The organism is Burkholderia sp. Bp8963 (assembly GCF_003854275.1).
In the GTDB taxonomy this organism is placed as follows: Bacteria; Pseudomonadota; Gammaproteobacteria; order Burkholderiales; family Burkholderiaceae; genus Burkholderia.
The window spans coordinates 30,449-47,959 of the sequence record NZ_QTQP01000042.1; the positions used below are offsets into that span (position 1 = coordinate 30,449).

Sequence of the window (17,511 nt, forward strand, 5' to 3'; positions counted from 1 at the left end):
ACGAGTCGGACCGGGCGTTTTGTTTGGGTGCCGCCGCGCCGCGTGCGGGGCAGGCCCGCACCCGCATCATGCGTCGAACGCCGCCTTCGCGAGCAGCCCGAGCGCGACGCATACGAGCGCCGACGCGAAGCCGACCTGCACGTGGCGAGCAGACAGGTGGCGCGACACGCCGCGGCCGGCCGCCATCCCGAGCGCGGTGGTCGCGGTGAACCACAGCGTCACGTCGAGCGGCGCGTGCGTGCCGGCGACGAGCGTCGCGAACACGCCGCCCGTACCGACGAGCGCGATCACCATCAGCGACGTCGCGACGATCCCGTGCATCGACACGTCGGTGAACTTGCGCAGCATCGGGACGATCACGAAGCCGCCGCCGACGCCGAGCAGCCCCGTCATCAGGCCGGTGACCGCACCGGTCGACGCGAGCGCGAGCCCGGCCGGCCACGACCAGGCGATCCGGCCGGTGTCGGGGTTCACGCGGCCGACGCACAGCGGCGACTCGGCGGGCGTGCCGTGCGCCGGGCCGAGCGCTTGCCACAGCAGCCGGCCCGCAACGATGAGCATCGTCAGCGCGAACAGCGTCAGCAGCACGCGCTGCGGCAGCACGTGCGCGAGCCGCACGCCGAGCGTCGTGAGCGGCACGCCGGCCGCGGCCATCAACAGCGCGGCGCGATAGCGCACGAGCCCGCGGCGAAAGCCCTCGAGCGCGCCGAGCAGCGCGCTGCCCGCGACCGCGACGAGCGCGACGGGCGTCGCCTGCTGCATCGGCCAGCCCATCCCGACGACGAGCGCGGGGACCGCGAGGATCCCGCCGCCCGCGCCCGTCAGCCCGAGCACCGCGCCGACGATGCCGCCCAGCACGAGAGAAATCAGCATGTTGTCATCCGTTCCTTCTATCGGTTGGCGAGGGCGGTAGTCAGCCGGTGATCTCGGGCTTCGCCAACCATTCGCGGCCCTTGAGCATCGCCTTCCAGTACAGCGGCGGCAGCACCCGTTCCTTCAGCAGCCACGCGAGCCGCGACGGCCGTTTGCCGTCGATCAGCCACGCGGGGAAAGACGGCGCGACCTTGCCGCCGTACAGGAACTCGGCGAGCACGATCCGGCCGCGCTCGACCGTCAGCGGGCACGAGCCGTAGCCGTCGTAGGTGGCGGCGCCGTCCGCGCGGCCGAGCGCCGCGAGCACGTTGTGCGCGACGACGGGCGCCTGCTTGCGCGCGGCGGCGGCGGTTTTCGCGTTGCTCGTGTTGGTGGCATCGCCGAGCGCGAAGATGTCCGCATGGCGCTTGTGCCTGAGCGTCGCCGGATCGACGTCGATCCAGCCGGCCGAATCGGCGAGCGGGCTCGCGCGCACGAAGTCGGGCGCGCGCTGCGGCGGCACGACGTGGATCATGTCGAAGTCGCGCACGACGGTTTCCGCGCTGCCGTCGCGCAGCGTGCGCCGGAACGTCGCGCGGCGCGCGGGGCCGTCGATCGCGACGAGGTTGTGGCCGAACGACAGCCCGATGTCGTAGCGCTTCACGTATTCCATCAGCGCGGGCACGTAGTCGGCGACGCCGAACAGCACGGCGCCCGCATTGAGAAACTCGACGTCGGCCGCGCCGAGCCGGCCCATGCGCTGCCAGTGGTCGCATGACAGGTACATCGCCTTCTGCGGCGCGCCCGCGCACTTGATCGGCATCGGCGGCTGCGTGAACAGCGCGCGGCCGCCGCGGAATTCGCGCACGAGCTGCCACGTGTACGGCGCGAGGTCGTAGCGGTAGTTCGACGTGACGCCGTTGCGGCCGAGCGTCTCGGGGAGCCCGTCGATCGCGTGCCAGTCGAGCTTGAGCCCCGGGCAGACGACGAGCTGCCGGTAGCCGATGCGCCGGCAGCCGTCGAGCACGACCGCGTGCGCGTCCGGCTCGAACCCGGCGACCGCGGCCCGGATCCAGTGCACGCCGCGCGGCAGCACGGCGCCCATCTGCCGCACGGTCGTTTCGGGCTGGAACACGCCCGCGCCGACCATCGTCCAGCCCGGCTGGTAGTAATGGACGTCGGCGGGGTCGATCACCGCGATGTCGAGCGACCGGTCGCGCGCGAGCAGGCTCGACGCGACCGCGAGGCCGGCGGCGCCCGCGCCGACGATCACGATGTCGTGCCGCGCTTCGATGGTCGGCGCCGGCTGTCCGCCACGCTGCGCGATGCGCTGTGCGAGTGCATTCAGGTCGTAGCCGGCGGCGCCGGCGGTCGCGACGATGTCGTTCAGCGGCCGCAGGCCGGCCTGCGACAGCGCCCACAGCGTCGCGGATCGGGTGCCGGTGCGGCAGTACGCGAGTGCGGGGCCGTCGAGCGACGCGACGAGTGTGCCGAACTGTGCAGCCTGGTCGTCGGTGACCTTGCCGGAATCGACCGGCAGGTAATGGACGGCGATGCCGAGCGGCGCGGCCGCCGCGCGGATCTCGGCCACGGTCGGCTGGTCGGGGCCTTCGCCGTCCGGGCGGTTGCAGACGATCGAGCGGATGCCGGCGTCGCGCAGCGCGGGCAGGCTGGCGGCCGTGATCTGGGGCGAGACCGACAGCGTGCCGGTCAGCTTGCGGATGTTCATGTCGGGGATTCTCCGGTCGGGGCGGGGCGGCGTGCTCAGATCGCGTCGAGCGGGATCTTCAGGTAGCGCACGCCGTTGTCTTCGGGTTCGGGCAGGCGGCCGGCGCGCATGTTGACCTGCACCGACGGCAGCATCAGCACCGGCATGTCGAGCGTCGCGTCGCGGGCCGTGCGCATCGCGACGAAATCGTCCTCGGTCACGCCGTCGCGCACGTGCACGTTCGCGCGGCGCTGGTCGGCGACGGTGCTCACGTACTGCAGGTCACGCCCGCCCGGCTGGTAGTCGTGGCACATGTAGAGGCGCGTGTCGGGCGGCAGGCCCAGCACGCGCGCGATCGACCGGTACAGCACGCGCGCGTCGCCGCCGGGAAAGTCGCAGCGCGCGGTGCCGTAGTCGGGCATGAACAGCGTGTCGCCGACGAAGGCCGCGCGCTCGCCGCTGCCTTCAACGCCGCCGTCGACACCGCTATCGACGTAGTAGGTCGTGCAGGCGGGCGTATGGCCCGGCGTATGCAATGCACGGATCGACAGCGCGCCGAGGGCGAGCACGTCGCCGTCGGCGAGCAGCCGGTCGAACTGGCTGCCGTCGGGCGTGAAGCCGGGGCCTGCGTTGAACAGCCGGCCGAACACGTGCTGCACGCGCTGCACGTGCGTGCCGATCGCGATCTGGCCGCCGACGTGCGCCTTCAGGTACGGCGCCGCCGACAGGTGATCGGCGTGCACGTGCGTTTCCAGCAGCCAGCGCACCGTCGCGCCGAGTTCGGCCACGCGCGCGATCAGCCGGTCGGCGCTCGCCGTATGCGTGCGGCCCGACTTCGGGTCGTAGTCGAGCACGCTGTCGATCAGCGCGCATTCGCGGCTCGCCGTATCGAGCAGGAGGTAACTGATGGTGCTGGTCGCCCGGTCGAAGAAACCTTCAACCGACATCACGGACGCGTTGCTCACGGGGAAACTCCTCGATCTGGTTCTGCAGTTTTTGCGATTGGCACTCTGGAATTCAAGAAGCGTGCCAGCTCGCGTCGATGCTCGCGTAAAGACGCCAGCGCATTGATTCATCTCGTCTTTCTGGCGGCGGATGCGCATCGCGCGGGAGCGTGCGCGGCCCGGCGTCAGCGATGTCGCTGCCATATCTGGCAGTGACATGGCAGAATTGGCAGCCACCGTGACAGTCACTCTCCGGACCCGCCTCATGAGCCAGCACGACATCATTCCGATCGTCCCCGAAGCTTCGCGCGACGCCGCGCCCGACGTGAGCGCGCTCGTCGCGTATCTCGAGCAGGACCCGCAGCCGATGATCGTCGTCGATCCCGACTACCGGATCCTCGCGGCGAACGGCGCGTACCGGCGCCAGTTCGGCGTCGCCGGCGTCGAGCACGTGGGCCGGCATTGCTATCGGGTGTCGCATCACTACGACGTGCCGTGCGACCAGGCCGGCGAACACTGCCCGATGAAGCAGGCGCTGGAGTCGCGCAGCCTGAACCGCGTGCTGCACATCCATCACACGCCGCGCGGCCCCGAGCACGTCGACGTCGAGCTGCGCCCGATCTTCGACGCGGCGGGCCGCGTGATCGCATACGTCGAGCGCCTGACGACGGTGCGCAGCGCGTCCGCGCAGCCGAGCGCGGACGGGCTCGTCGGCGGCTCGGACGCGTTCAACGCGGCGCTCGGCGCGCTGCAGCGCGTCGCGCCGTCGATGCTGCCGGTGCTGCTGCTCGGCGAGTCGGGCACCGGCAAGGAGCTGTTCGCGCGCGCGCTGCACGAGGCGAGCGCCCGCGCGATGGGGCCGTTCGTCGTCGTCGATTGTTCGGGGATCGCCGAGACGCTGTTCGAGAGCGAGCTGTTCGGCTACGAGAAGGGGGCGTTCACCGGTGCGGCGGCGCGCAAGCCGGGGCTCGTCGAGACCGCGCAGGGCGGCACGCTGTTTCTCGACGAGATCGGCGACGTGCCGCTGCCGATGCAGGTGAAGCTGCTGCGGCTGATCGAATCGGGCACGTTCCGGCGCGTCGGTGGCGTCGAGGCGCTGCGCGCGGATTTCCGGCTCGTCGCGGCGACCCACAAGCCGCTGCGCGAGATGATCGACGACGGACGCTTTCGGCAGGATCTCTACTACCGGATCAGCGCGTTTCCGATCCACCTGCCGGCGCTGCGCGAGCGGCACGGCGACATCGCGCTGCTCGCCGCGTCGATCCTGCAGCGGATCGCGAACGCGCGCGCCGGTGTGCGCGACACGTCGTTCACGCTGACCGACACGGCGCGTGCGTGCCTCGACGCCTATGCGTGGCCGGGCAATATTCGCGAGCTGCGCAACGTGCTCGAGCGCGCATGCCTGTTCGCGGACGACGGCGCGATCCGTGTCGAGCACCTGCCCGACGAAGTCGCGCAAGCAGGTGACCCGGCGCGGCAGCCGGATGCCGGGGGAACGCTGTCCGACGACGCGCTCGCGCGCATTGCGCGCACGTTTCGCGGCACCCGGCGTGCGCTCGCCGGGCACGTCGGGATCAGCGAGCGCACGTTGTACCGGCGGCTGCGCGCGCTCGGAATCGCGACGCGGGACGCGTGACGGCAACCGCTGAAGTTCGTTCCCGGCGTCGTGCCGACACGCAGGCAACGCGCGTGCCGACACGTCCGGCAGACGGGGCGAAACAGTCAGTGCGTACGGAGCCTGTCATGCCTGAGGCTGCCGCTGCGAAATGCGGCGAACGCGGCCCGGCGGATGCGCGATTGCCCGATGTCGACTGGCGGCGCGATCTGGATGCGATCGGCCCGCCGCGCCGATTGCCGGAGCGAGTATGCGGGGATGGGCCTGCTCGCGATTCCGGCACTCGCGCTCGACTCGGTGCGCGATGCCGGCTGCCGGTGGTGACACATGAAAGCGCGCCGCGCGGCCGGATGCCTGCCGATCAGTGCTGCGGCTTCAACTGCGCCATCGCTTCGCGCATGAACCCGAGCAACGTGTCGTCGGCCCAACCGTCCTTCGTCAGCGCAGGTTCGTTCATCATCGCATGGCGAAATTTCGCGTGCGTCGCGGGATCGTCGCCCGCATAGCTGCGGAACAGGTCGAGCCAGCGCAGCGCGAGCGCTCGGCCTTCCGGGGAGTCGGGCCGGGCGCCGGCATCGATCACGTCGCGCGCATCGGCCATCAGCTGCGGCCATTCCTTGGCCCGTTCGCCATAGTGCGCGCGCATGAAGCGGATCTCGTCCGGCGCGAGGTACTTCTCGAAGATCCGCATCTTCGTTTCGGCGACCGCGCGCAGCACGTAGTCGCGCAGGGCCGTCGAAATGCCGATCTGCGCCTGCATCGACGGCTCGCTTTCGTGCATCAGGTTCAGCTTCGTGAGTAGCCGCGGGTCGCCGTTCGTGTCGCGCACGAGCAGCGCCATCCAGCGATCGGCGAGCGCGCGCACGCGATCGTCCTCGGGCGCGACGCCGCCATCCATCAGCGCGCGCACGTCGCTGACAAGCGCGGTCCATTCCGCATCGCCTGTCTGGCTCTTGCGGTACATCGGCATGCGCGCGAGTTCTTCCTCGGAAAAGTATTGGTCGTACACAGTCATCAACTCCAGCGTGGTGAGCCAATCGGCCAGCTCCGGCTCCGCGCCGCCGGCGAGCTGCTCGTGCAGGTGCACGAGTCGCTCGCGCAGCCGCGCGGCCTGCTCGATTTCGCGGTCGAGCATCGCGATCTGCTTCGCGACGATCCCGACGAGCGGCGTGCCGGGCTGGTTCAGGTAAGCGCCGATCTCGGCGAGCGACAGGCCGAAGCGACGCAATGCCTGGATCTGGTGAAGCCGGGCGATGTCGTTGCGGTCGTACAGCCGGTAGCCGTTGTCGGCGCGCGCCGAAGGGGTCAGCAGACCGATCGCGTGATAGTGGTGCAGCGTGCGGACGGTCAGTCCGCTGCGTTTTGCCAGGTCTCCCACTTTCAGTCGCATTCGAGCCTCCGTTTAGTGCGCACGCTGAAGTCTCGAACGTTACGCTACGTGAGGGTCAAGCGGAAAGAGGCGGGTGCGCCGAACAGGCTCGCGCGCGCCCGTCGAACGAACCGGACGACCGCGCAACGGGCGCGGCCCGACGGAGGTTCAAGTGTCGCTGCGTGGCGGGTACGGCCCGCAGGAGGCGCAAGCGTCACTGCGTGGCGGATGCAGCAGTCGCATCGGCGGTGCGGGCCTGCGGCACTGGTTGCCTGGCGGACTGCTCATTTGACTGCTCAGTCGGCTGCATAGTCGGCCGCTGATTCGGCGAGCCCCCGACGGGCGGCGTGCCCATCGCCTGGTACAGCCGTGCGGTGTCCGACAGGCGCGCGCCCGTCGCGCGAATCTCGTCGAGCTGCGCATTACGGTACTGCAGTTCGCTCGCTCGCGCGGACGCCCGTGGCAGCGCGCCGAGCCGCGTGCGCGCGGCCGTGTCGTCGTACGCGCCGCGTGCGGCGCTGGCGGCGCGGCCCGACGCGTCGAGTGCCTGCGCGTCGTGCTCGAGCGCCGCGAGCGAATCGGCGACGTTCTGGAACGCGCCGAGCACGGTCTGCTTGTATTGATCGACCGCGGCCTCGTAGTTTTCCTTCGCCGCGCGGCGCTGCGCGAGCAGCGCGCCGCCGTGGAAGATCGGCTGGCTGAGCGACGCGCCAATGCTCCAGATCGCGCCGGCGCCCGACAACATCGTCGGCCAGCTGAAGCCGCCTTGTCCCATCGACGCCGACAGCGACAGCTGCGGGAACAGCTGCGCGGTCGCGACGCCGACCTCGGCCGCGGCCGCCTTCAGCGCCGCGTCGGCCGCGCGGATGTCGGGCCGGCTCTGCAGCAGGTCCGACGGCACGACGACCGGCACCTGCTGCGGCAGATGCAGGTCGGCGAGCGCGAGATCGGCGGGCGGCTGGTCCGGTGTGCGGCCGACCAGCACCGCGAGCGCATGGCGCGCCGAATCGCGCTGCTGGCGCAGCACGGGCAGGCTGGCCGCGAACGTGGCCGCGCTCTGCCGCGCGTTCAGCGCGTCGGTGCGCGACCCGGCGCCGAGCGCGTAGCGGCGCTCGGCATCGTGCGCCTGCGCGTCGGCGAGCGCGACGAGCCGCTCGGTCGTGTCGATCTGCGCGTTCAGGACCGACGCGGTGATCGACGCGGTGACGATGTTCGCGGCGAGCGCGCGCCGCGCGGAGTCGAGCTGGAACGCGCTGACGTCGACGCGTTTCGCGAGCGCGCGGTTCGCGAAGCGCGCGGCGCCGAACAGGTCGATCGTATAGCGCGCTTCGATCTGGCCGACGAACGTGTCGTACAGCAACGTCGGTGCGCCGAGCGCGGGAATCGGCACGCCGAGCGCGCGCTGGCGCGCGGCCTGGCCGCCCGCGTCGATCGACGGCAGCAGCGAACTGCCGATCTGCGCGCGCAGCTGCTCGCGCGCGGCGTTCAGCGTGTGCGATGCGGCACTGAGCGTCGGGCTGTTGCGCAGCCCTTCGTCGACGAGCGCGTTCAGCGCATCGGAGCGGTACTCGCGCCACCAGTCGGGCACCGGCTGCGCGCCGACCTCGAACTGCTGCGCGACGCCTAGCGCGGCAATCGTCTGCTCTGCTTGCGGCGCCACGCCGTAGTGCGCGGGGGACGGCATCGCGGGCGGCTCGCCGCTCGGGCCGAACCACGCGCAGCCGGCGAGCGACACGAGGCCGGCGGCTGCCATCGCGCGCGCGGTCTGGGTCATCAGGTTCATCGACAGTTTCATGATCAGGCTCCCGACGGCGTGGCGGGCGGCGTGCCGCCTGACGGACCACCGTCGCCGTCGTGCGGCGGATGGCTGTCCGGTGCATCGCGCTCGCCGCTCTTCACGCGGAACCACGCGGCGTACAGCGCCGGCAGGTAGAACAGGGTCAGCACGGTCGCGCTCGTGATGCCGCCCATCAGCGCGGTCGCCATCGGCCCGAAGAAGTTCGAGCGCAACAGGGGGATCAGCGCGAGCACGGCGGCTGCGGCCGTCAGCGTGATCGGCCGGAAGCGCCGCACGGTCGCGCCGACGATCGCGTCGAAGCGTCCGTGGCCGGCCGCGATGTCCTGCTCGATCTGGTCGACGAGGATCACCGAGTTGCGCATGATGATCCCGAACATCGCGATCACGCCGAGCATCGCGACGAAGCCGAAGGGCTGGCCGAACAGCAGCAGCGTGCCGACGACGCCGATCAGCCCGAGCGGCGCGGTCAGCACGACCATCAGCACGCGCGAGAAGCTCTGCAGCTGGATCATCAGCAGCGTGAACACGGCGATCGCCATCAGCGGCATCTGCGCGTTGATCGAATTCTGCCCCTTCGCGCTTTCCTCGACCGGGCCGCCGATCTCGATCCGGTAGCCGACCGGCAACTGCGCGCGCAGCGCATTCAGCTTGCCGTCGATTGCATGCGTGACGTCGATGCCCTGCGCGCCCGCGCGCACATCCGACTGCACGGTGATGGTCGGCTGGCGGTCGCGCTCCCAGATCACCCCGTATTCGAGCGTCGGCTTGAAGCGGCCGAGCGAGCCGAGCGGCACGGGGCCGTTCGGCGTCGGCAGCGCGAGGCCCGCGAGCTTCGCGGGATCGACGCGGTCGGCCTGTGGCGCGCGCAAGTCGACCGCGATCAGCTTGTCGCGCTCGCGGTATTGCGTGACCGTGATGCCGGACAGCGTCATCGCGAGGAAGCTCGATACGTCCTGCGACGTCACGTTCAGCTCGCGCGCCTTCTTCTGGTCGAGCTCGAAGCGCACCGAGCGCTCGGCCGGCTCGTCCCAGTCGAACTGCACGTTCACCGTGCGGGCGTCGCCGCGCGTCGCCGCTGCGACCTTTTCGGCGATGCCGCGCACGGTCGCGATGTCGTCGCCGCTCACGCGGAACTGCACGGGATAGCCGACGGGCGGCCCGTTCTCGAGCCGCGACAGGCGCCAGCGCACGGCCGGGAACCGTTCGCGCATCGTGGTTTCGAGCCAGCTCGCGAGCTTCTCGCGTTCCTTGACCGATTTCGCGGTGATCACGAACTGCGCGAAGTTCGGCAACTGCAGCTGCTGGTCGAGCGGCAGGTAGAAGCGCGGTGCGCCGCTGCCGACGAAATTGACCGAGTGATCGATCTCGGGGCGTCCGGCGATCGTCTGTTCGAGGCGCTCGGTCTCGCGCAGCGTCGCCGCGAACGACGCGCCTTCGGGCAGCCGCAGGTCGACCAGCAGCTCGGGGCGGTCGGAGCTCGGGAAGAACTGCTGCGGCACCAGCGAGAAGCCCAGCAGCGACACGACGAAGAGGGCGCCCGTGATCAGCAGCACGACGAAGCGCCGCTCGATGCACCAGTGGATCCAGCCGCGCAGCCGCGTGTAGAAGCGCGTGTCGTAGATGTCGTGCTCGTGGTCGTCGGGCAGGTGCGCTTCGTGCGCGTGCTTCTTGCGCTCGGGCAGCAGGTGGAAGCCGAGCAGCGGGATCAGCACGACCGCCGCGAACCACGACGCGATCAGCGCGATCGCCGACACCTCGAAGATCGAGCGCGTGTACTCGCCGGTGCTCGATTTCGCGAGCGCGATCGGCAGGAAGCCGGACACGGTGACGAGCGTGCCGGTCAGCATCGGGAACGCAGTGCTGGAGTACGCGAACGCGGCCGCGCGTGCGCGGCTGTAGCCTTGCTCGAGCTTCACGGCCATCATCTCGACCGCGATGATCGCGTCGTCGACGAGCAGGCCGAGCGCGAGCACCAGCGTGCCGAGCGACACCTTGTGCAGACCGATGTCGAACAGGTACATGAAGAGCGCGGTGACGGCGAGCACGACCGGGATCGAGATCACGACGACCATCCCGGTGCGCAGGCCGAGCGACACGAGGCTCACGACCAGCACGATCGCGACGGCTTCGGCGACGGCTTCCATGAAGTCGTCGACCGACCGCGCGACCGCGTGCGGCATGCTCGACACTTCGGTCAGCTTGAGGCCGGCCGGCAGTTGCGCCTGCAGCGCCTTCGATTGCCCGTCGAGCGCCTTGCCGAGGCGGATCACGTCGCCGCCCGGCTGCATCGTGATGCCGATCCCGAGCACGGCCTTGCCGGCCGCACCTTGGCCGGCCGCGCCTTCGCCGGTAGCACCTTGGCCGGTAGCACCTTGGCCGGCCGCGCGCATCTGCGTGACGGTCGGATCGTCGTAGCCGCGCCTCACGGTCGCGAGATCGCCGAGCCGGAACGTGCGGCCGTTGATGCGCAGCAGCGTGTCGGCGATCGCGGCGACGTTGTCGAACTGGCCGCTCGGCCGCACGAACACGCGGTCGTCGGTGGTCGTCAGCACGCCGCCCGACGACACGTCGTTCTGTGCGTTGATCGCCTGACCGAGCTGCTGCGGCGAGATGCCAAGGCGCGTGAGTTGCGCGTTGTTGACCTCGATGAAGATCCGCTGGCCGGGGTCGCCGAAATAGTCGACCTTGCCGACGCCCGGCACGCGCAGCAGCACCGTGCGCAGCTGGTCCGCGTAGTCGTGCAGCTGCGCGGGCGAGAAGCCGTCGCCTTCGAGCGTGTAGATGTTGGTGTAGACGTCGCCGAATTCGTCATTGAAGAACGGGCCCTGCACGCCGGGCGGCAGCGTGTAGCCGATGTCGCTGACCTTCTTGCGGATCTGGTACCAGGTCTCCGGCACGTCCTTGACCGGCGCCGAATCCTTCATCGTGAAGAAGATCAGCGATTCGCCGGGGCGCGAGTAGCTGCGCTGGAAGTCGATCGCCGGCGTTTCCTGCAGCTTGCGGCCGATCCGGTCGGTGACCTGTTCCTGCACCTGCCGCGCGGTCGCGCCCGGCCAGAACGTGCGGATCACCATCACGCGGAACGTGAACGGCGGGTCTTCGGATTGCGCGAGGCGCGTGTACGCGAGGATGCCCGCAAGCGTCGCGAGCACGATCAGGTAGACGACGAGCGCCTGGTGGCGCAGCGCCCACGCGGACAGGTTGAAGCCGCTATGGCTTTCTTCGCGAAACGAGCTCATGACGCGAAGTCCTCCGGGTGCAGCGGCGCGATCGCGCGGACCTTCTCGCCCGCGCTGACCGTGTGCACGCCCTGCAGCACGACGCGCTCGCCCGGCTGCAGCCCGTGCGTGGCGCTGAACACGGTGACGGTGCGCTCGTTGAAGCGCGCGACGTCGACGCGGCGCAGCTCGAGCGTATCGTCCTTCGCGCGCACGACCCACACGGCCGGATGCTGGCCGTCGTGGAACAGCGCGGTCGCGGGCAGCGTGATGGTCGCGGCGTCGTTGTCGGCCGGCAGGCCGTCGAACGCGACGTCGGCCGTCATCCCGAGGCGGATCGCCGGATCGGGCCGTCCGAGCGACAGCTTCACGCGGTAGGTGCGGCTTTGCGGATCGGCGGCCGGCGCGACTTCGCGGACCTTCGCGGCGAACTGCCGGCCCGGCAGCGACGGCAGCGTGACGGACGCCCCGTGGCCCGGTGCGAGCGACGCGAGCGCGGCTTCCGGCACGTCGCTGACGACGTCGACGTCGCCGGCCCACGCGAGCTGGTAGACGGGCTGGCCGGCGGACACGTTCTGGCCCGTGTCGGCCTGCTCGGCCGTGATGTAGCCGTCGTGATCGGCAACGAGCGTCGCGTAGCGGAGCTGGTTCTTCGCGAGCGCGAGCTGCTGCTGCGCCTGGTCGCGCTGCGCGAGCGCGGACGCATACGCGTCTTCGGTCTGCTCGAGCTGCGCGGTCGCGATCAGGTTTTCACGGGCCTGCGCGCGGTCGCGGTCGAGTTGCTGTTTCGCATATGCGAGGCGGTGCGACGCGGCGTCGAGCTGCGCCTGCGCGCTCGCAGCGTTCTTCTCGACGTCGGACGGATCGAGCAGCGCGACGACCTGGCCGGCCTTCACGGTGTCGCCGAGCTGCACCTTGCGCTCGACGATCTTGCCTGCGATGCGGAACGACAGCGGTGTCGCGTAGCGCGGCTGGATTTCGCCGGGCAGCGTGCGGGCGACGGCGGCGCCGTCGGCATGGGCCGGCAGCGCGACGACGGGGCGCGGCGCGGGCGGCGCGGATTCTTTCGGATGACAGGCGGAGAGGACGAGCGCAGCGCCGATCAGCAGCACGGCGCGGAAACCGAAGCGATTCACGAAACCCCCAGACGAAGAAACAGGGACACAGCGGAACGAAGCCGGCAAGCGTCGGGCGCTTGCCCCGAGCGGCGCGACACGATGCGCGCGGACAAGATCTTTCGGATACTGAGGCGGATTCTAATACACGTCTGTATTTGAATGCAAAGATGAATTTGAAAGGGAATTGGTGCTAGACTTCGCGCCATGAAACCAACGCGCTTGACACGGGAGCAGAGCAAGGACCAGACGCGAGAGCGTCTGCTGAATGCTGCACAGTCGATTTTTCTGAACAAAGGCTTCGTCGCCGCGAGCGTCGAGGACATTGCCGCGGCGGCCGGCTATACGCGGGGCGCGTTCTATTCGAATTTCCGCGGCAAGGCGGAGCTGCTGCTCGAACTGCTCGAGCGTGACCATGCGTCCCTGCTGGAGGACCTGAAGCAGATTTTCGAGGGCGGCGGCACGCGCGAGCAGATGGAGGCGACCGCGCTCGCCTATTACCGGCGCATGCACCGCGACGACCGCTGTTTCCTGATGTGGGTCGAGGCGAAGCTGCAGGCGGCGCGCGACGCGAAGTTCCGCGCGCAGTTCAACCAGTTCCTGCAACAGACGCGCGCGCGAATGGCCGAGACCATCCGCGCGTTCGCGGAGCGCTCGGGCACGCCGCTGCGGCTGCCGGCCGAGACGCTCGCGCTCGGGCTGATGAGCCTGTGCGATGGCGTGCAGTCGTATTACACGGCCGATCCGCAGCAGGTGTCGGCCGATGCGGCCGAGGCCGTGCTCGCGGGCTTCTTCTCTTGGGTGGTGCTCGGACGCGCGCCGGACTGATGCGCGCGGCTAGCGGCGCCGCGCACCAGGCGCGTCAGCGCTCGCCGGTCATCCGCCGGTACGCGTCGAGCAGCGACGTCTTGTAGACGACGCCGGCGAGCGTCGGCTCCGCCTCGCTTTCGATCACCGGCAGCCGTTCGCCCTGGAAGCACATGAAATGCTCGAGCGCGGTGCCGAGCGGCATGTCGGGCGTGAGCAGCGGGAAGGGCGTGTGCACGTAGTGCGCGGCCGTCTTGTCGGCCGTTTCGCGCTTGTCGAGCAGGTCGCAGGTGATGTCCTTCAGCGCGACCGCGCCGCGAAAGCGCCCGGCGTCGTCGGTCACGTACAGGTACTTCACCGGGTATTCGAGGAACACGCGGGTCATGTCGGCGACGCTCGCGGTGAGCGGCACGACCGTCTGCGCGGGCTGGATCAGCTCGCGCATCTGGGTGGTCCGGATCCGCAGGCGTTCCTGCGCATCCTGGTGGTGGCGCAGCGTGATCTCGTACATCGACGTCGTGCCGGTCGCGCGCGCGACGAAATACGCGACGACGCACGACACCATCAGCGGCAGCACGACCTGGTAGCTGAGCGTCATCTCGAAGAGCATCAGGATCGCCATCAGCGGCGCCTGCGTTGCGCCGGCCATGAACGCGCCCATCCCGACGATCGCGTACGCGAAGTACGCGGACGTGTGCCCCGGCCACAGCGCCTGCATACCGAGCCCGAACAGCGAGCCGAGCACCGCGCCGACGAACAGCGTCGGCGTGAAGACCCCGCCGATCGCGCCGGAGCCGGCGGTGGCCGCCGTCGCGAGCACCTTGAACACCAGCACCGCGACGAGCGCCTGCCAGGTCCACGGTGAATGCAGGATCTGGTTGACGACGCTGTAGCCGTTGCCCCACACGTCCGGAATCCACACCGAGATCACGCCGACGATCAGGCCGCCGATCGCGAGCCGCACCGGCAGCGGCACGGGCAGCCGCTTGAACTGGTTCTTCGACGCGTCGAGCAGGTGCAGGAACTGCGGCGCGAGCACGCCGCACAGCAGGCCGAGCACGACGAACAGCAGCACCTCGGGGCCCGCGACGGCCGGGAACACCGGCATCTCGTACGGCGGCCGGTAGCCGGCGAATTCGCGCATCACGATGTTCGCGACCACCGACGCGACCACCATCGGGCCGAAGCTCTCCATCGCGATCGCGCCGAGCACGATCTCCGACACGAAGAACGCGCCGGCGATCGGCGCGTTGTACGCGGACGTGATGCCGGCCGCCGCACCGCACGCGACGAGCAGGCGCAGCCGCGGCGGGTCGAAGTGCGCGAAGCGGCCGACGAGCGACGCGGCGAGCGCGGCGAGCTGCACCATCGGGCCTTCTCGGCCGATCGAGCCGCCGGTGCCGATCGTCAGCAGCGACGATACGCTGCGCCACAGGCTCTGCCGCACCGGCACGACACCGTTGCCGAGCGCGACCGACTCCATGTAGTCGGTCTTGCGCGCTTTCGCGTCGCTGCGGGTCGCGAGCAGCAGCACGCAGCCGGCGAGGAAACCGCCCGCGGCGGGCAGCCAGACGCGCATGTACCACGGCAGGCGCTTCGCCATCTCGACGAAGCTGCCGCTGCTGCCTGAGACCACGTGCTGCACCAGCGCGATGCCTTCGCGGAATGCGATCGTGGCGAATGCACCGCCGATCCCGACGATCACCGACCAGATCAGCATCGTATGGGCGTCGGACAGGCGGAACAGCGTTTGGGCGCGGGTGCGCAGCTTCAGCAGGAACGAGAGCACGACTGAGCGGGGACCGTGGAAAACGACGCGAAGCATAGCACTGCGCCGCGCCCGCGGGAGAACCTTCCCGGCGGGCGCGGCGCGTGCGGTGGAATGGCGCGGATCAGCCAAGCCAGTGCTGCACGGCCCAGGTGATGCCGTAGCCGCCGGCGATCAGCCACACGTACAGGATCAGGCCGGTGGTCAGCGCGCGGGGGCCGGCCTCGCGGATCTGCGACACGCGGGTCTCGATGCCGAGCGCCGTCATCGCCATCGTCAGCGCGAACGTGTCGAGCACGTTGAGCGTATGCGTGACGTCGGCCGGCAGCACGTTCAGCGAGTTCACGATCACGAAGCCGAGGAAGCCGAGCGCGAACCAGGGCACCGCGATCTTGCGCTTGCCTTGCGCGCCGTCGGCCGTCGCCTTCGCCGAGCGGGCGAGCCACCCGCCGAGCACGAGCAGCACGGGCACCAGCAGCATCACGCGGGTCATCTTCACGATCGTCGCGATGTGCGCGACCTGCGGGCTCACGTCGCTCGCCGCGCCGACCACCTGCGCGACCTCGTGGATCGTGCCGCCGAAGAACAGGCCGAGGCCGGCCGGGTCGAGGTTCAGCAGCCCGGCGTGGTACGCGAGCGGGTACATGAACATCGACAGCGTGCCGAACAGCACGACGCTGCCGACCGCCATCGCGCTCTGATGCGGCTTCGACTGCAGCGTCGATTCGAACGCGAGCACGGCGGCCGCGCCGCAGATGGCGCTGCCGGCCGCGGTCAGCAGTGCCGAATCGCGGTCGAGCTTCATCAGCTTCATGCCGGCCCAGGTGCCGATCACGAGCGTGCTGACGACCACCAGCACCGACACGGTCAGGCCCGGCAGGCCGACCTGCGCGATTTCCTGCAGGCTCACGCGCAACCCGAAGAACGCGACGGCGATGCGCAGCAGCTTGCGCGCGGAGAAGTTGACGCCGGCCGCCCAGCTGGCCGGCATGCCGTCGCGCAGTGCGTTGCCGTACAACGCGCCGGCGACGATGCCGACGATAAGCGGAGAGAGGCCGAGCCCGGCGATCGCGGGCAATTGCGACACGCTCGTGACGGCGGCGGCGAACAGCGCGACGAACAGCACGCCGTTCAACTGCCCGCGCATCGACGGCGCGGCGTGGCTGAGATGGGGAGTCGGAGCAGTAGACATGATGGAACCCGGATCGGATCGTCATTTCAATGCCCTAATCCTAATTTGGTTATATCGATATGAAAAATTGTGATTTGTGACGTAAACTATCCGGAAATCCGATAATTCACGCCCATGACCCCGGATCAACTGATAACTTTCGCGGCCGTTGCCGAGCACCTGAACATCAGCCATGCGGCGCTCGCGCTGCATCTGTCGCAGCCGGCGGTGTCCGGCCAGCTGCGCCTGCTGCAGGACGAGTTCGGCGAGCCGCTGTACCAGCGCGACGGCCGCGGCATTCGTCTGACGCCGGCCGGCGAGCAGCTCGCGGAGTACGCGAAGGCGCTGCGCGACACGTTCGCGCAGGCGCGTGCGTTTCGCGATGCGGTACGCGGGCTCGAGGCCGGCACGCTGCGGATCGGCGCGAGCACGACGCCCGCGAGCTATCTGCTGCCGTACCTGATCGCCGAGTTCCAGCCGCGCGCGCCGCGGGTCGCGATCCAGACGATGAGCGGCAACACCGCGGACGTGGTCGCCGCGCTGCCGTCGCTCGACATCGCGATGATCGAAGGCCCGCCCGGCGAGGCGCTGCCGCCCGGCACGGCGGTCCATGCGTGGCATGAGGACGAGATCGTCGCGATCGTGCCGGCCGGGCATCCGCTCGCCGAGCCGGCGCACGAAGGCGGTGTGACGCTCGATGCGCTCGCGCCGTATCCGCTCGTGCTGCGAGAAGAGGGCTCGGGCGTGCGGCAGCTCGTCGAACGGGCATTCGCGCACGCGGGCGCACCGATGCGCGTCGCGTTCGAGATCGCCGGGGTCGAGGCCGTGAAGGAGGCCGTGCGGGCCGGGATGGGCGTCGGCTTCGTGTCGGCGATGTCGCTGCGGCACGACGATGCGGCGCTCGTGATGCGCCCGTTCGCGCCCGCGCCGCTCACGCGTCATTTCTCGATCCTCGTGCCGCACGGCGGCGCGCCGTCGCGGGTCGCCGCGCAGTTCCTCGCGCTGAGCCTCGCGCAGAACGCTGCCTGAGCGGTCGATCCCGCAACGCGGCCAATCCTAGGGATTGTCTCTATGGCGCGCGTCCGTAGCGAAGCGCACCATCCGTCTCACGTAAATGGAACCGGTTCCATTCCGGTCAAAAAGGGC

Annotated in this window: 13 protein-coding genes; 4 read left to right on the top strand and 9 right to left on the bottom strand. The window is 69.9% G+C overall.

What is annotated here, in order from left to right; all coding sequences use genetic code 11:
• Positions 1–66 precede the first annotated feature (66 nt).
• Genes DID96_RS27925 through DID96_RS27935 form a run of 3 tightly spaced genes read right to left on the bottom strand, consistent with a single transcriptional unit; the run spans position 67 to position 3,507 of the window.
• Positions 67–873, bottom strand: a complete 807-nt coding sequence (locus DID96_RS27925; RefSeq protein ID WP_124602467.1) for a sulfite exporter TauE/SafE family protein — start codon at positions 871–873, stop codon at positions 67–69.
• A gap of 40 nt (positions 874–913) precedes the next feature.
• Positions 914–2,581: a bifunctional protein tyrosine phosphatase family protein/NAD(P)/FAD-dependent oxidoreductase gene (locus tag DID96_RS27930; RefSeq protein WP_124602468.1), complete on the bottom strand. Its 1,668-nt coding sequence runs from the start codon at positions 2,579–2,581 to the stop codon at positions 914–916.
• 35 nt (positions 2,582–2,616) lie between these two features.
• Positions 2,617–3,507, bottom strand: a complete 891-nt coding sequence (locus tag DID96_RS27935; protein ID WP_409333822.1) for an MBL fold metallo-hydrolase — start codon at positions 3,505–3,507, stop codon at positions 2,617–2,619.
• A gap of 262 nt (positions 3,508–3,769) precedes the next feature.
• Here DID96_RS27935 and DID96_RS27940 point away from each other — a divergent pair, with 262 nt between their 5' ends.
• Both DID96_RS27940 and DID96_RS39115 read left to right on the top strand, forming a co-directional pair.
• Complete coding sequence (locus DID96_RS27940; RefSeq protein ID WP_124602470.1) at positions 3,770–5,140, top strand: sigma-54-dependent Fis family transcriptional regulator; 1,371 nt, start codon at positions 3,770–3,772, stop codon at positions 5,138–5,140.
• Between the two features lie 168 nt (positions 5,141–5,308).
• Positions 5,309–5,443 (top strand): hypothetical protein, encoded by a 135-nt coding sequence (locus DID96_RS39115; RefSeq protein WP_260464027.1) that lies wholly within the window; start codon positions 5,309–5,311, stop codon positions 5,441–5,443.
• A 37-nt stretch (positions 5,444–5,480) separates the two neighbouring features.
• On the opposite strand, the gene DID96_RS27945 is transcribed toward DID96_RS39115, so the two are convergent.
• The 4 genes from DID96_RS27945 to DID96_RS27960 all read right to left on the bottom strand — a co-directional run bounded on the left by DID96_RS27945 (position 5,481) and on the right by DID96_RS27960 (position 12,640).
• Positions 5,481–6,509, bottom strand: coding sequence for a MerR family transcriptional regulator (locus tag DID96_RS27945; RefSeq protein ID WP_124602471.1), 1,029 nt, complete (start codon positions 6,507–6,509; stop codon positions 5,481–5,483).
• Between the two features lie 193 nt (positions 6,510–6,702).
• Positions 6,703–8,283: an efflux transporter outer membrane subunit gene (locus DID96_RS27950; RefSeq protein ID WP_124602472.1), complete on the bottom strand. Its 1,581-nt coding sequence runs from the start codon at positions 8,281–8,283 to the stop codon at positions 6,703–6,705.
• 2 nt (positions 8,284–8,285) lie between these two features.
• Complete coding sequence (locus tag DID96_RS27955) at positions 8,286–11,525, bottom strand: efflux RND transporter permease subunit (protein ID WP_124602473.1); 3,240 nt, start codon at positions 11,523–11,525, stop codon at positions 8,286–8,288.
• Positions 11,522–12,640, bottom strand: a complete 1,119-nt coding sequence (locus DID96_RS27960) for an efflux RND transporter periplasmic adaptor subunit (protein ID WP_124602474.1) — start codon at positions 12,638–12,640, stop codon at positions 11,522–11,524. Before DID96_RS27960 ends, DID96_RS27955 begins: the two co-directional genes overlap by 4 nt.
• 186 nt (positions 12,641–12,826) lie before the next feature.
• Between DID96_RS27960 and DID96_RS27965 the strand changes: the two genes are divergently transcribed.
• Positions 12,827–13,447: a TetR/AcrR family transcriptional regulator gene (locus DID96_RS27965; protein ID WP_124602475.1), complete on the top strand. Its 621-nt coding sequence runs from the start codon at positions 12,827–12,829 to the stop codon at positions 13,445–13,447.
• A gap of 34 nt (positions 13,448–13,481) precedes the next feature.
• Here the strand turns inward: DID96_RS27965 and DID96_RS27970 are convergent, their stop codons facing one another.
• A complete protein-coding gene (locus DID96_RS27970; RefSeq protein ID WP_221624617.1) occupies positions 13,482–15,215 on the bottom strand; it encodes a ClcB-like voltage-gated chloride channel protein in 1,734 nt (577 codons plus the stop codon).
• Between the two features lie 103 nt (positions 15,216–15,318).
• Positions 15,319–16,386: a YeiH family protein gene (locus tag DID96_RS27980; protein ID WP_124602478.1), complete on the bottom strand. Its 1,068-nt coding sequence runs from the start codon at positions 16,384–16,386 to the stop codon at positions 15,319–15,321.
• Positions 16,387–16,500: 114 nt separating this feature from the next.
• On the opposite strand from DID96_RS27980, the gene DID96_RS27985 reads away from it, so the two are divergent.
• Positions 16,501–17,394, top strand: coding sequence for a LysR family transcriptional regulator (locus tag DID96_RS27985; protein WP_124602479.1), 894 nt, complete (start codon positions 16,501–16,503; stop codon positions 17,392–17,394).
• Positions 17,395–17,511: the final 117 nt, after the last annotated feature.